The organism is Nocardioides euryhalodurans (genome assembly GCF_004564375.1).
In the GTDB taxonomy this organism is placed as follows: domain Bacteria; phylum Actinomycetota; class Actinomycetes; order Propionibacteriales; family Nocardioidaceae; genus Nocardioides; species Nocardioides euryhalodurans.
The window spans coordinates 299,135-312,407 of sequence record NZ_CP038267.1; the positions used below are offsets into that span (position 1 = coordinate 299,135).

At 72.5% G+C, this 13,273-nt stretch carries 14 protein-coding genes; 10 read left to right on the plus strand and 4 right to left on the minus strand.

Annotated features, from left to right (window positions below; translation table 11 throughout):
- Positions 1-11 precede the first annotated feature (11 nt).
- The 3 genes from EXE57_RS01405 to EXE57_RS01415 are packed head-to-tail and all read left to right on the plus strand — an operon-like array spanning position 12 to position 3,410.
- Entirely contained in the window at positions 12-926 is a 915-nt protein-coding gene (locus EXE57_RS01405; RefSeq protein ID WP_135073311.1) for an ABC transporter ATP-binding protein, read from the plus strand.
- Positions 923-2,494 carry an ABC transporter permease gene (locus tag EXE57_RS20285; RefSeq protein ID WP_135073313.1) on the plus strand — a complete coding sequence of 524 codons (1,572 nt, stop codon included), beginning with the start codon at positions 923-925 and terminating at the stop codon, positions 2,492-2,494. The genes EXE57_RS01405 and EXE57_RS20285 overlap by 4 nt, the downstream gene beginning before the upstream one ends.
- Before the next feature lie 10 nt (positions 2,495-2,504).
- Complete coding sequence (locus tag EXE57_RS01415; RefSeq protein ID WP_135073315.1) at positions 2,505-3,410, plus strand: phosphotransferase; 906 nt, start codon at positions 2,505-2,507, stop codon at positions 3,408-3,410.
- An 84-nt stretch (positions 3,411-3,494) separates the two neighbouring features.
- On the opposite strand, the gene ypfJ is transcribed toward EXE57_RS01415, so the two are convergent.
- Positions 3,495-4,451 (minus strand): KPN_02809 family neutral zinc metallopeptidase, encoded by a 957-nt coding sequence (gene ypfJ / locus EXE57_RS01420; protein ID WP_135073317.1) that lies wholly within the window; start codon positions 4,449-4,451, stop codon positions 3,495-3,497.
- Positions 4,452-4,519: 68 nt separating this feature from the next.
- Here ypfJ and EXE57_RS01425 point away from each other — a divergent pair, with 68 nt between their 5' ends.
- From EXE57_RS01425 to EXE57_RS01440, 4 genes are all read left to right on the plus strand, one after another.
- On the plus strand, positions 4,520-6,118 hold the full coding sequence (locus tag EXE57_RS01425; protein ID WP_135073319.1) for an ABC-F family ATP-binding cassette domain-containing protein: 1,599 nt from the start codon (positions 4,520-4,522) through the stop codon (positions 6,116-6,118).
- A gap of 23 nt (positions 6,119-6,141) precedes the next feature.
- Positions 6,142-6,930, plus strand: a complete 789-nt coding sequence (locus tag EXE57_RS01430) for an enoyl-CoA hydratase/isomerase family protein (RefSeq protein ID WP_135073321.1) — start codon at positions 6,142-6,144, stop codon at positions 6,928-6,930.
- A gap of 72 nt (positions 6,931-7,002) precedes the next feature.
- Complete coding sequence (locus EXE57_RS01435; protein ID WP_244246943.1) at positions 7,003-8,844, plus strand: ABC transporter ATP-binding protein; 1,842 nt, start codon at positions 7,003-7,005, stop codon at positions 8,842-8,844.
- Positions 8,845-8,858: 14 nt separating this feature from the next.
- The gene (locus EXE57_RS01440) at positions 8,859-9,614 is read left to right on the plus strand and encodes an SDR family oxidoreductase (RefSeq protein ID WP_135073323.1); all 756 of its coding nucleotides are present in this window, start codon (positions 8,859-8,861) and stop codon (positions 9,612-9,614) included.
- On the opposite strand, the gene EXE57_RS01445 is transcribed toward EXE57_RS01440, so the two are convergent.
- Entirely contained in the window at positions 9,500-10,390 is an 891-nt protein-coding gene (locus EXE57_RS01445; RefSeq protein WP_244246944.1) for an SURF1 family cytochrome oxidase biogenesis protein, read from the minus strand. The genes EXE57_RS01440 and EXE57_RS01445 overlap by 115 nt on opposite strands.
- Positions 10,391-10,465: 75 nt before the next feature.
- On the opposite strand from EXE57_RS01445, the gene moaA reads away from it, so the two are divergent.
- Positions 10,466-11,455 carry a GTP 3',8-cyclase MoaA gene (gene moaA / locus EXE57_RS01450; RefSeq protein WP_135080497.1) on the plus strand — a complete coding sequence of 330 codons (990 nt, stop codon included), beginning with the start codon at positions 10,466-10,468 and terminating at the stop codon, positions 11,453-11,455.
- A 108-nt stretch (positions 11,456-11,563) separates the two neighbouring features.
- On the opposite strand, the gene EXE57_RS01455 is transcribed toward moaA, so the two are convergent.
- Positions 11,564-11,773, minus strand: a complete 210-nt coding sequence (locus EXE57_RS01455) for a hypothetical protein (protein ID WP_135073325.1) — start codon at positions 11,771-11,773, stop codon at positions 11,564-11,566.
- A gap of 149 nt (positions 11,774-11,922) precedes the next feature.
- Positions 11,923-12,240, minus strand: coding sequence for a DUF3099 domain-containing protein (locus EXE57_RS01460; RefSeq protein WP_135073327.1), 318 nt, complete (start codon positions 12,238-12,240; stop codon positions 11,923-11,925).
- Between the two features lie 64 nt (positions 12,241-12,304).
- Between EXE57_RS01460 and EXE57_RS01465 the strand changes: the two genes are divergently transcribed.
- Both EXE57_RS01465 and EXE57_RS01470 read left to right on the plus strand, forming a co-directional pair.
- On the plus strand, positions 12,305-12,517 hold the full coding sequence (locus EXE57_RS01465) for a dodecin (RefSeq protein ID WP_135073329.1): 213 nt from the start codon (positions 12,305-12,307) through the stop codon (positions 12,515-12,517).
- Positions 12,518-12,556: 39 nt separating this feature from the next.
- Positions 12,557-13,273 carry a beta-ketoacyl-ACP reductase gene (locus EXE57_RS01470; RefSeq protein WP_244246945.1) on the plus strand — a complete coding sequence of 239 codons (717 nt, stop codon included), beginning with the start codon at positions 12,557-12,559 and terminating at the stop codon, positions 13,271-13,273.

Genomic DNA, 13,273 nt, shown 5'->3' on the forward strand with positions numbered 1-13,273 from the left:
ACGCTCGAGGGGTGACCGCACCGATCCAGATCCAGGGGCTCACCAAGACCTTCGGCGCCACCCTCGCCCTCGACCGGCTCGACCTCTCCGTCGCCGCGGGCGAGGTCCACGGCTTCCTCGGGCCCAACGGGTCGGGCAAGTCCACGACCATCCGCGTGCTGCTGGGCCTGCTCCGCAAGGACGAGGGCGAGGTGAGCCTGCTGGGGGGCGACCCGTGGCGCGACGCGGCCGCGCTCCACCGACGGCTCGCCTACGTGCCGGGCGACGTGAGCCTGTGGCCCAACCTGACCGGCGGTGAGGTCATCGACCTGCTCGGCCGGCTGCGTGGCGGCCTCGACCGCCGCCGTCGTGACGAGCTCGTGGAGCGCTTCGAGCTCGACCCGACCAAGAAGGGCCGCAGCTACTCGAAGGGCAACCGGCAGAAGGTCGCCCTCGTCGCCGCGCTCGCCGCCGACGTCGAGCTGCTGCTCCTCGACGAGCCGACCTCGGGCCTCGACCCGCTGATGGAGTCGGTCTTCCAGGACTGCGTCCAGGACTTCCGCGAGCAGGGACGCACCGTGCTGCTCTCCAGCCACATCCTCGCCGAGGTGGAGCGTCTCTGCGACCGCGTCAGCATCATCCGGTCCGGTTCCTGCGTGGAGAGCGGCACGCTGGCGGAGCTGCGTCACCTCACCCGGACGTCCCTCGCGGCCGAGGTGGCCTCGCCCCCAGTGGGGCTGGAGGCTCTCGAGGGGGTGCACGACCTCGTCGTCGAGGATCTGCGGGTGTGGTGCGAGGTCGACACGGCCCGCCTCGACGAGGCGATCGGAGTGCTGCACCGGGCCGGTCTGCGCAGCCTGACCGCCACGCCGCCCACCCTGGAGGAGCTCTTCCTCCGGCACTACGGCGACCAGCTCGACCCGGCCGAGGAGGAGCAGGCGTCGTGACCGGGACCGGCATCCTGTACCGCGCGTTCCTCCGCCGGGACCGCTGGGTCGTCCTCTGGTGGACGGTCGCGATCACGGTCTCCTACTGGAGCCAGGCGATCAGCGTCGAGAGCCTCTACGCGACCCAGGCGGAGTTCGACCGGGCTGCAGCGGCGATGGAGTCGAACCCGGCGATGATCGCGATGACCGGTCCGGCCCGCGCCCTCAACACCGTCGGCGGCCAGGTCACCTGGCAGGCGACGGCCTTCGGGGCGATCCTCGCGGGCCTGATGAGCATGTTCCTCGTCGGGCGGCACACGCGGGGCGAGGAGGAGAGCGGTCGCGACGAGCTGGTCCGCTCGGCGGCCGTGGGCCGGCGGGCGCCCCTGGCGGCGACGATGCTCGTGGTCCTGACCGCGAACCTCCTGATCGCGGCGCTGGTGGCACTGAGCCTGGTCTCGGTGCCCCTGGCGACGGCCGACTCCGTCGCGCTGGGCGTCGGGCTGGGGCTGTGCGGACTGCTCTTCGGCGCGGTCGCCCTCTTCGCCGCCCAGCTCACCTCGACCACGCGCGCGGCCTACGGGCTCACCGGGGCGGTGATGGCGGCGGCGTACGCGCTGAGGGCGGTCGGCGACGTGGGCAACGAGGCGCTGTCGTGGCTCAGCCCCATCGGCTGGTACCAGCGGATGTACGCCTTCAGCGACCTGCAGTGGTGGCCTGCCCTGCTGCTGCTCGTGGCGACGGTCGTGACGTCCCTGGCGGCGGTGGCGGTCTTCGAGCGGCGCGACATCGGCTCCGGCGTGCTGGCGGCGCGCCCCGGGCCGGGCGTGGCGTCGGCCCGCCTCTCCTCGCCCTTCGGGCTGGCCTGGCGCCTGCAGCGCGGAGCGCTCCTCGGGTGGGGGGCCGGGATGCTGCTGGTCGGCGTGGCCTACGGGACCATCGGGGACAGCGCCGGTGACCTGATCGGCGACAGCGAAGCGGCCCGGCAGATGATGGCTGCCGGTGGGGCCGACCTGGTCCGGGGCTTCCACGCCATCTCCATGCTGATGCTGGCGATGCTGAGCTGCGGCTTCGCGATCTCGTCGGCGCTGCGGCCGCGGGGCGAGGAGGACGACGGGCGAGCCGAGCCGCTGCTCGCCACCGGCATCTCGCGCAGCCGCTGGCTGCTCGCGCAGGTCTCCGTGACCGTGCTCGGGACCGTGCTGGTGCTGGGTGCCGCCGGGGTGGGCATGGGCGTGGGCTACGTCCTGGTGGTCGACGCGCCCGGAGCGGTCTGGCGGTTCACCTGGCAGACGCTGTCCTGGCTCCCGGCGGTGCTCGTGCTGGCGGGGCTGGCGAGACTGCTCTACGGGTTCGGCGCCCGGCTGGCCTCGTTCGCGTGGTTGGGGCTCGGCTTCTGCGCCGTCGTGCTGATCCTGGGGGAGGTGCTGCGCTTCCCGGACTGGCTGCGGGACCTGTCTCCCTTCGAGCACCTCGCGATGGTGCCCGTGGAGCCGGCCGATCCGGCCGCCTTCGTCGTGGTCCTGGCAGTCGCGGCGCTGATGAGCGCCACGGGCTGGTTCGCCTTCACGCGGCGCGACATCGGCTAACGTCCCCTCCATGTGGGAGCCGGAGCCGGACTGGCATCCGCTGCCCGGCGGCACCGGCACCTCGACCGTCGGCGTCTGGCGCGCGGCGCTCGGCGACCAGCCCGTCGTCGTCAAGCGGCTGGCGCGCCCCGCTCCCCACGACCCGGGCGAGCTGAGCCAGCCGGCCCACTTCGCGTACTGGCGCCGCGAGGCCGACACCCTCTCGACCGGCATCGTGGGGTCGACCGACGGCCTGCGCGCGCCCTCGGCGGCCGTCGAGGAGGACACCGAGGGGATCACGATCACCCGGGAGTGGGTGGAGGACGCCGCGACCAGCGGGCTCTTCGTCGCCATGGCGCTGGGCCGCTTCGCGGGCAGCCTCGTCGTCCGCCCGACGTTCCTCGCACGCGACCAGCTGCGCGACCGGCTCACCCGGGTGGAGCGTCGCGGTGGCTGGCCCACCCTGGCCCGGACGCCGGTGGCCGACGTGGCCGACCACCTCTGGAAGCGTCGCCAGAGCATGCTGGATCGGGTCGACGCGCTGCCGCAGGTGCCCCAGCACGGCGACCCGGCACCCGCGAACCTCCCGGGGCGCGAGGCCGACCACGTCGTCGCGATCGACTGGGCGATGCTCGGGGTGGGCCACGTCGGCAGCGACCTCGGCCTCTACTCCCTGGCCTCCCGCGAGGAGTTCGACCCGCTGCTGGAGGCGTACCTGATGGGGCTGCCTGACGGGCTGGCCTCGGCGGAGGACGTGGTCACCGGCGCCCGGGTCACGGCCGTCTACACCGCCCTGACCCGGGCCGACTGGGCGCTCGAACGGGTCAGTGGGGGAGAGGGTGCCCTCGTCGCGAAGTTCCGCCACCCCGCCGTCGCGCCCCACCTGCGGACCCTGCAGCGGCAGTTCGCCCAGATCGAGGCGCTGCTCGAGGAGTGAGCGGGGGGCGATAGTACGTCACGTTTCGGTCGTGGATCCGGCCGTCCGACGACCGATCCGTGACGCACTATCTCGACCTGCGCCTCACAGGGTGTCGGTTGCGAACGTGTCGCAGGCCTCCAGCGAGCCCTGCTCGTAGCCGACCTTGAACCAGCGCTGCCGCTGCTCCGCCGAGCCATGGGTCCACTCCGCAGGGTTGACCCGGCCGGTCGTACGGTCCTGGATGCGGTCGTCCCCGACCGCCTTGGCGGCCGCGATCGCCTGGTCGATGTCGGTCTGCGAGAGCTCGCTGATGAACGCCTCGCCCTGCTCGTCGGTGGCGGTGGTGGCGCTGCCGGTCCACATCCCGGCGTAGCAGTCGGCCTGGAGCTCGAGCCGGACCGCGTCGCTCTCAGGACCCTGCTGGGTGCGGACCCGGCCCATCGTGCCGAGCACGTTCTGGATGTGGTGGCCGTACTCGTGGGCGAGGACGTACGGCTCCACGAAGGCACCCGCCGGCCCGCCCAGCCCCTGCTGCAGCACGTCCTCGAAGAAGGTCGTGTCGAGGTAGATCCCCTCGTCGGGCGGGCAGTAGAAGGGCCCGACGTCGGAGGTGGCCTGGCCGCAGCCGGTGCTGACCGCGCCCGTGAACGTCGCCATCACCTGCTCGGGCCGGAAGTCGGCGTCGGCCTGCTCCGGAAGCGTGTCCGACCAGTAGGCGGTGAGGGAGTTCTCGACGGCCACGCGAGCGCAGTCGACGTCCTGGTTGGCGTCGGCGCCGGTCTCGCAGCTGGCGTAGCGCTGGCTGTCGTCGCCCTGCACGCGGCTGAGGTCCAGGTCGTCCGAGGCGGTCGGCGCGCCGCCCCCGCCGCCGCCCATGAACTGCATCACGACGATGACCAGGACGATCACCAGCAACCCGCCCAGCCCGCCGCCGGCCGCGGCACCCCCGGGGATCGGCAGCCGGCCCCCGCCTCCGGGCATCCGCGAGCCGCCGCCTCCGGAGCGGCCGGAGTCGCGGACCCGCCGCGTGTCGAGACGGGCCTTGGGGTTGAAGCGCACGCGCTGCTCCTCTGGGTGGGTCGCCGATTGCGAGGCGCCGTGCCTGCCCGCCTAGGCTAGCGACCCTGATGATCACCGCCCACCAGCTCGAAGTCCGTGCCGGGGCGAGGCTCCTCATGGCGGACGTCGACTTCCGGGTGGCCCCGGGCGACAAGGTCGGCCTCGTGGGCCGCAACGGCGCCGGCAAGACCACCCTGACCAAGATCCTCGCCGGCGAGGCGCTGCCCGCCTCCGGCAAGGTGCTGCGCACCGGCGAGGTCGGCTACCTCCCGCAGGACCCGCGCACCGGAGACCCCGAGGTGCTCGCCCGCGACCGGATCCTCTCGGCGCGCGGACTCGACGACGTCGTACGCAAGCTGCGCGCGGCCGAGACCGAGATGGGCAGCGACGACCCGGAGGTCCGCGAGCGCGCGATGCGGCGCTACAGCCGCGCCGACGCCGAGCTGCACGCCGGCGGTGGCTACGCCGCCGAGTCGGAGGCGGCGCGGATCGCCCACAGCCTGGGCATCGAGGACCGGCTGCTCGGCCAGCCGCTGAAGACCCTCTCCGGTGGCCAGCGGCGTCGGGTCGAGCTCGCCCGCATCCTCTTCTCGGGTGCCGACACGCTGCTCCTCGACGAGCCCACCAACCACCTCGACGCCGACTCGATCGTCTGGCTGCGGGAGTTCCTCCGGTCCCACCAGGGCGGGCTGGTCGTGATCAGCCACGACACGGCGCTGCTCGACGCGACGGTGACCCGGGTCCTCCACCTCGACGCCAACCGGGCCGAGATCGACGTCTACAACATGGGCTGGAAGGCCTACCTCCAGCAGCGTGAGACCGACGAGAAGCGCCGCAAGCGCGAGCGCGTCAACGCCGAGAGCAAGGCCAAGGTCCTCACCGACCAGGCCAACAAGATGCGGGCCAAGGCCACCAAGGCACAGGCCGCCCAGTCGATGCTCAAGCGTGCGGAGAAGCTGATGTCCGGCGTCGAGGGCGAGCGCAAGGCCGACCGCGTGGCGAGGATCGCCTTCCCCGCGCCGGCCCCCTGCGGCAAGACCCCGCTCACGGCTGCCGAGCTCTCCAAGTCCTACGGCTCGCTCGAGGTGTTCACCGACGTGGACCTCGCCATCGACCGCGGCAGCCGGGTCGTCATCCTGGGCCTGAACGGCGCGGGGAAGACCACCCTGCTGCGGATCCTCGGCGGGGTGGACCGGCCCGACACCGGTCAGGTGCTGCCCGGGCACGGCCTGAAGCTCGGCTACTACGCGCAGGAGCACGAGACGCTCGACGTCGAGCGGACCGTGCTGGAGAACCTCCACGCGGCGGCACCCCAGCTCACCGACACCGAGGCCCGCTCGGTGCTCGGGTCGTTCCTCTTCTCCGGCGACGACGCCCACAAGCCCGCCAAGGTGCTGTCGGGCGGCGAGAAGACCCGGCTCGCGCTGGCGATCCTCGTGGTGTCGTCGGCCAACGTGCTGCTGCTCGACGAGCCGACCAACAACCTCGACCCGGCCTCCCGTGAGGAGGTGCTCGCGGCGATTCGCGAGTACGCCGGGGCGATCATCCTCGTCACCCACGACGAGGGCGCTGTCCACGCGCTGCAGCCGGACCGCGTGCTGATCCTCCCCGACGGCGTCGAGGACCTCTGGACCGAGGACTACGCCGACCTCGTGTCGCTCGCCTGAGCCGCCGCTGCGATGCTGGGAGCATGACTCCCGCAGAGCTGGAGGCCGCTGGCCTGCGCCACGACGTCGACGGTCCGGTCGCCACGATTACGCTCGCCCGGCCCGAGGTCCGCAACGCCCAGACTCCCCGGATGTGGCGCGCGCTGGCCCACCTCGGCGAGCAGCTCCCCGACGACGTACGCGTGGTCGTCGTGAAGGGGGAGGGGCACTCGTTCTCGGCCGGGCTCGACCGCGCGATGCTCGCACCCGGGGGCGGCGACGGCCAGGAGACCGTGGCCGGGCTGCTCGCGCTCGACGACGAGGCCATGGCGGCGACCATCGACGACTACCAGCGGGGCTTCACCTTCCTCCGGGACCCGCGCTTCGTGTCCGTCGCCCAGGTGCAGGGGTACGCCGTCGGCGCCGGCTTCCAGCTCGCGCTGGCTTGCGACCTCCGGGTGCTCGCGGACGACGCCCAGCTGGCCATGCTGGAGTCGACGCTGGGCCTGGTGCCCGACCTGACGGGAACAAAACCGCTGGTCGAGAGCGTTGGCTACGCCAGGGCACTCGAGATCTGCGTGACCGCTCGCATGGTGGGGGCCGCGGAGGCTGTCGACATCGGGCTCGCCACGGCGGCCGTGCCCGCCGACCAGCTGGACGACGCCGTCGCCGACCTGGCGGCGGCACTGACCGCTCCGATGGCGGGTGCGGTCAGGGAGACCAAGGAGCTGCTCCTCGGCGCCGCCGGTCGCACGCTCGACGAGCAGCGCCGGTTCGAGCGGGGGGCGCAGGTGCGGAGGTTCCGCGAGCTCGCCCGGCTGATGGGCGGATGACCCGGCAGGAGCCGGGTGGGACAGGAGGCGTAGGTGTCGCTGGGTAGTGGGATGGGGCCGGCATGGCGGCACATGCGTACGGATCGTGACGCCGCCAAGGGCCGGGTCGAGCGCGGCACCGTCCGGCGGGTCATGGGCTTCGCCGGGCCGCACCGCGGCGCCATCGCGCTCTTCCTCGTGGTCACCGTCATCGACTCGATGCTCGTCGTGGTCAACCCGCTGCTCGTGCAGCGGATCGTGGACGACGGCATCCTCGCCGGCGACGGCGGTCTGGTCACGACGCTGGCCGTCGCGATGGCAGGCGTCGCCCTGGTCGGGGCCGTGCTGTCGATCGCGAGCGGCTACCTCTCCTCCCGCATCGGCGAGGGGCTGATCTTCGACCTGCGCACCCAGGTCTTCGGCCACGTGCAGCGACAGTCGCTGGCCTTCTTCACGCGCACCCAGACGGGCGCGCTCGTCTCCCGCCTCAACAACGACGTGATCGGTGCGCAGCGCGCCTTCACCTCGACGCTGTCCAACACGGTCTCGAGCGCGGTCTCGGCGGTCGTGGTCGGCATCGCCATGTTCGCGCTCAGCTGGCAGGTCACCCTGCTGTGCCTGGCCCTCTTCCCGATCCTCTTCCTCAGCTCGCGCTGGGTCAGCAACCGGCTCGCCTCGCTCACCCGCGAGCAGATGGACGGCAACGCCGACATGGGCAACGCCATGACCGAGCGTTTCAACGTCGGCGGCGCGATGCTGCTGAAGCTGTTCGGCCACCGGGAGACCGAGGACCGGTTGTTCGCCTCGAAGGCGGGGCAGGTGCGCGACCTCGGCGTACGGATCGCGCTCGTGACGCGCATCTTCGTCGCCGTCGTGCTGACCGTCCCCGCGCTGGCGCTCGCGGTCGTCTACGGCGTCGGCGGCCAGCTGGTGATCGACGGCGGCCTGACGCTCGGCACCGTGCTCGCGCTGGGGACGCTGCTGGTCCGGCTGCTGGGCCCGCTGCAGAGCCTCTCCAACGTCCGGATCGACGTCATGACAGCGCTCGTGAGCTTCGAGCGGGTCTTCGAGGTGCTCGACCTGCCCTCGATGGTCCAGGAGTCCGACGACGCCGTGGCACTGCCGCGGAGCGCCTCGTCGCTGGAGTTCGACCGGGTCGCCTTCCGCTACCCCCGCGCCGACCAGATCTCCCTGGCCTCGCTCGAGACCGTCGCCCGGACCGAGTCACGCGACTCCGGGCAGGTGCTGCGCGACATCAGCTTCCGCGCCGACCCCGGCCAGATGGTGGCCCTCGTCGGCCCCTCGGGCGCCGGCAAGACCACCGTCACCCACCTCGTCGCGCGCCTCTACGACGCCGACGACGGGGTCGTGCGCGTCGGCGGCCGCGACGTCCGTGACGTCACGCTGGAGTCCCTCGAGGACGTCGTCGGCTACGTCACCCAGGACGCCCACATGTTCCACGACACGATCCGGGCCAACCTGCTCTACGCGCGGCCCGGGGCCGAGGACCAGGAGATCTGGGACGCCCTGGCGGCCGCCCAGATCGCCGACCTGGTCGGCGGGCTCCCCGACGGGCTCGACACCGTCGTGGGTGACCGCGGCTACCGGCTCTCCGGCGGCGAGCGCCAGCGGCTGGCCATCGCCCGGCTGCTGCTGAAGGCGCCCGAGATCGTCGTGCTCGACGAGGCCACGGCCCACCTCGACAGCGAGTCGGAGGCGGCCGTCCAGCGCGCGCTCGACGCCGCGCTCGAGGGGCGAACGTCCCTCGTGATCGCGCACCGGCTCTCGACCGTGCGCAACGCCGACCGGATCCTCGTCCTCGACGAGGGGCGCATCGTGCAGGCCGGGACCCACACCGAGCTGCTCGCGCGCGGGGGCCTGTACGCCGACCTCCACCGGACCCAGTTCTTCGACGAGGACACTCCGGTCGCCTAGGTAGGGTCGGGCGCATGGATCTCGAACTCACCGACCGCGTCTTCATCGTCACCGGGGGCGGCCGCGGGCTCGGCCGCGCCACCGCCGACGCCCTGGTCGCCGAGGGTGCCCGGGTCGTGCTCTCGGGGCGGAGCGAGGAGGCCCTGGACACCGCCGTCGCCGAGCTCGGTGACTCCGCCCGCGCCGTCGTGGCCGACAACGCCGACCCCGACACCCCTGCCCGCCTGATGGCCGCGGCCCAGGACGCCTGGGGCCGCATCGACGGCGCGCTGGTCTCGGTCGGCGGGCCGCCGGTCGGACCGGTCACCGGGGTCACCGACGAGCAGTGGACCGACTCGTTCGCCTCGGTGTTCCTGGGGGCCGTCCGCCTGTGCCGCGAGATCGGGCCGGAGCTTCCGCACGGCGGGGCGCTGGCACTGGTGCTGTCGACGAGCGTGCACAGCCCGCTGCCCAACATGGCGACCTCCAACGGCTTCCGGCCGGGCCTGGCCATGGTCGCCAAGCAGCTCGCCGACGAGCTGGGACCGGAGGGTGTCCGGGTCAACGGGCTGCTCCCCGGACGGGTCGGCACCGACCGGGTCGCCGAGCTCGACGCCCTCACCGGCGACGCCGACGCGGCGAAGGAGCGGATGGTCGCGCAGATCCCGCTGGGCCGCTACGGCGAGCCGGAGGAGTTCGGGCGGGTGGCTGCCTTCCTGCTGTCCCCGGCCGCGTCGTTCGTCACCGGCGTGATGGTGCCGGTCGACGGTGGCATGATGCGCACGGTCTGACCCGTGTCGTCCGGGGCGCCACCCCGACCACCGCGGCGGCCGGGCGAGCCTCGCCGCTCGTCCCACGCCAGGTAGCCGAAGCCGCCCACCGCGAGCAGTCCGAAGAACCACCACTGCAGGCCGTAGAAGAAGTGCGGGCCGTTGTCGAGCTCGGGCAGCTCGGCCCGAGCGAGCGGCTGGTCCGGCTCCGGGTCCTCGCTGCGCAGGTCGACGAAGCCGCCGTAGACCGGGAGGTCGAGGGCCTCGCCGATCCGTTCGCTCGAGATCGACCGCGTGGACTGGTCGGTGACGGCGGTGCTGTCGCCGGTCGCGTCCCGGCGCAGCCAGCCGGTGACGGTCACCTCGCCCTCCGGCGGTGCGGGGACGTCGCCGGCGTCGGTGCCCCGGTTGTCGGCGGCGACCCAGCCGCGGTCGACCAGCAGGGCCGTGCCGTCGCCGGTCACCAGCGGCACCACGACGTCGACGCCCGAGGCGCCGTCGCGGGTGCGATAGCGCACGATCACGGTGTCCTCGACGGCGTACGTGCCGGTGGCCGTGACCACCCGCCACTCGTCGTCGACCGCGACCTCGCCGCCCTCGCTGACCAGGTCCGCCACCGGCGCCACCGGCGCGGTCTCGTTGCGCTCGATGATCGCGTTGCGCGCCTTGCGGTCCTCCAGGCGGCCGAACTGCCACTCGCCGAGCCACCAGGCCAGCCACGCCAGCAGGGCTACGACGAGGGCGAACGCCACCCACCGCCGGCTGACGAGGAATCCCCAGGACCGCACTGCACGCACCCCGCGAGGCTATCCGGGGCGCGGGAAGGCTTCGGACCCAGCCATCCGCGGACTACAGTCGGCCCTGTGACTGCCATGCCCCTCGAGGACCGCTACGGCAGGGTCGCCACCGACCTGCGCGTCTCCCTGACCGATCGGTGCAACCTGCGCTGCTCCTACTGCATGCCCGCGGAGGGACTGGACTGGCTGCCGGGCGAGGAGGTCCTCACCGACGACGAGGTGGTCCGGCTCGTCGACATCGGGGTCCGGATGCTCGGCATCCGCGAGGTCCGCTTCACCGGCGGTGAGCCGCTCGTACGCCGCGGCATCGTCGACATCGTCCGCCGGACCCGGGAGGTCGGGCCGGACCTCGAGCTGAGTCTCACCACCAACGCGCTCGGCCTCTCGCGGACCGCCGGCGCGCTGAAGGAGGCCGGGCTGGACCGGGTCAACGTCAGCCTCGACACCGTCCGCAGGACCACCTTCGAGGCGATCACCCGTCGCGACCGGCTGGCCGACGTCCTCGCCGGCCTCGCGGCCGCCCAGGAGGCGGGGCTCACGCCGGTCAAGGTGAACGCCGTGCTGCTGCGCGGCACCAACGACGACCAGGCGGCCGAGCTGCTCCGCTGGGCGGTGGGCGAGGGCTACCACCTGCGGTTCATCGAGCAGATGCCGCTGGACGCCCAGCACGACTGGAGCCGCACGGCCATGGTGACGGCCGAGGAGATCTTCGAGCGGCTCGGAGCCGAGTTCGACCTGACCCCGGCGGCCGAGCCGCGGGGAAGCGCCCCGGCCGAGCTGTTCCGCGTCGACGGCGGCCCGGCGACGGTCGGTGTCATCGCGTCCGTGACGCGTCCCTTCTGCGGCGACTGCGACCGGGTGCGGCTGACCGCCGACGGCCAGGTCCGCAACTGCCTCTTCGCGCGGGAGGAGTCCGACCTGCGCACCGCCATGCGGGCCGGGGCGAGCGACGAGGAGGTCGCCGAGCGCTGGGTCATCGCGATGCGGGGCAAGCGGCCCGGACACGGCATCGACGACCCCAGCTTCCTGCAGCCTGACCGGCCGATGTCGGCGATCGGCGGGTAGCGCGTGAGGTGATGCCGGTTTCCCGGTCGGCCGGCGAAACCGGGGGCGCGTCACGCTCGTGTTGGTGACGAACCCGGAGACTCGCTCGCGAGGTCCACCCTCGTGGCGTCAGCCGGTGCCGACCTCCGAGACCGGCACCACGTCCTTGAGGAACTGACGCGCCCCCAGGAAGTCGGAGAGCGTCGTCCGGTGCTCCTCGCAGGCGAGCCAGGTCTTGCGCCGGTCAGGCGTGTGCAGCTTGGGGTTGTTCCAGAGCAGCGCCCACACGGCGTCCTGCTGGCAGCCCTTGGCGCTGCAGGTCGGCTGGTCCTGGTCCATGGGTCCATCCTCGCGCCCTGCTCCGAGGCCGGTGACGGCGCCCCGAAATGCAGGAAGCCGGACGACCACGGGGGAGGACGTCCGGCACCTGCGAACTGCGACGGGGGAGACACAGTTCGTCGTGAATTGTGTCAGGGGATCTGGGAAAGTCAAATACTGTCGTATCCGCGTGGCGGTGCGGAATCCGTACCTCCACCGAGCTCCGGGTGAGCATTCGGTGACCCCGTGAGGGCGAATCCGTCGGACTTCGTCGAGACGGCGTTCGCCATCACCACGGCGACGTACGGGAGCAGGACCGCGCCGGCCACCAGCACCCACCGCAGCCAGCCGGGTCCCACCAGGATCGCGCCGACGAAGCAGACGGTCCGCAGCGACATCGACAGGACGTAGCGACGCTGCCGGCGGGCGATGTCCTCGTGGGCGCTCGACGACGCCGTCGTGATGCGCACAGCGTCGTCGCGGGCCATGCTCACGACTGTACGTCGCTACGATCGCCGAACCCACCTCGTGCCCTGCGCAGAAGGAGACCCCATGTCCAACCGCACCTACCGCGTCACCGAGATCGTCGGGACCTCGCCCGACGGGATCGACCAGGCCGTCCGCAACGGCATCGAGCGCGCCGCCAAGACTCTGCGCCACGTCGACTGGTTCGAGGTCACCCAGGTGCGCGGCCAGGTCAAGGACGGCCAGGTCGAGCACTTCCAGGTCGGGATCAAGGTCGGGTTCCGCCTGGAGGACGAGTGAGTTCCGCGTACGCGCCGGTAATCACTAGCGTCGGTGACCGTGACTGACAACGAACCCAGATCGGTCCTCGTCACCGGGGGCAACCGCGGCATCGGACGCGCCATCGCCGGGGCCTTCCTCGCCCAGGGCGACCGCGTCGCGGTGACCAGTCGCAGCGGCGGGGGGCCCGAGGGTTCCCTCGACCTGGTGTGCGACATCACCGACGCCGCCGCCGTCGACGAGGCCTTCTCCCGGATCGAGGAGGAGCACGGGCCCGTCGAGGTGCTGGTCGCCAACGCCGGTGTCACTGCCGACACGCTGCTGCTGCGGATGAGCGAGGAGGACTGGTCCCGCGTCATCGACACCAACCTGACCGGCTCCTTCCGGCTCGCCAAGCGCGCCTCCAAGGGCATGCTCCGGCTCCGGCGGGGGCGGATCGTCTTCATCTCCTCGGTGGTCGGGCTGCTCGGCTCGGCGGGGCAGGTCAACTACGCCGCGTCGAAGGCCGGCCTGGTCGGCATGGCGCGCTCGCTGACGCGGGAGCTCGGGTCGCGCTCGATCACGGCCAACGTGGTCGCGCCCGGGTTCGTCGACACCGACATGACCGCGGTGCTGACCGACGAGCAGAAGGACACCATCAAGCAGCAGGTGCCGCTGCAGCGGTACGGCACCCCGGAGGAGATCGCGGCGGCCGTCCTGTGGCTGACCGGCGAGCACGGCGGCTACGTGACCGGAGCCGTGATCCCGGTCGACGGCGGACTCGGAATGGGGCACTGA

Excerpts from the sequence above, each read along its gene's own strand:
- EXE57_RS01415 (WP_135073315.1), top strand. The coding sequence starts at position 2,505 with ATGTGGGAGCCGGAGCCGGACTGGCATCCGCTGCCCGGCGGCACCGGC.
- EXE57_RS01425 (WP_135073319.1), top strand. The coding sequence starts at position 4,520 with ATGATCACCGCCCACCAGCTCGAAGTCCGTGCCGGGGCGAGGCTCCTC.
- EXE57_RS01430 (WP_135073321.1), top strand. The coding sequence starts at position 6,142 with ATGACTCCCGCAGAGCTGGAGGCCGCTGGCCTGCGCCACGACGTCGAC.
- EXE57_RS01435 (WP_244246943.1), top strand. The coding sequence starts at position 7,003 with ATGCGTACGGATCGTGACGCCGCCAAGGGCCGGGTCGAGCGCGGCACC.
- EXE57_RS01440 (WP_135073323.1), top strand. The coding sequence starts at position 8,859 with ATGGATCTCGAACTCACCGACCGCGTCTTCATCGTCACCGGGGGCGGC.
- moaA (WP_135080497.1), top strand. The coding sequence starts at position 10,466 with ATGCCCCTCGAGGACCGCTACGGCAGGGTCGCCACCGACCTGCGCGTC.
- EXE57_RS01455 (WP_135073325.1), bottom strand. The coding sequence starts at position 11,773 with ATGGACCAGGACCAGCCGACCTGCAGCGCCAAGGGCTGCCAGCAGGAC.
- EXE57_RS01460 (WP_135073327.1), bottom strand. The coding sequence starts at position 12,240 with ATGGCCCGCGACGACGCTGTGCGCATCACGACGGCGTCGTCGAGCGCC.
- EXE57_RS01465 (WP_135073329.1), top strand. The coding sequence starts at position 12,305 with ATGTCCAACCGCACCTACCGCGTCACCGAGATCGTCGGGACCTCGCCC.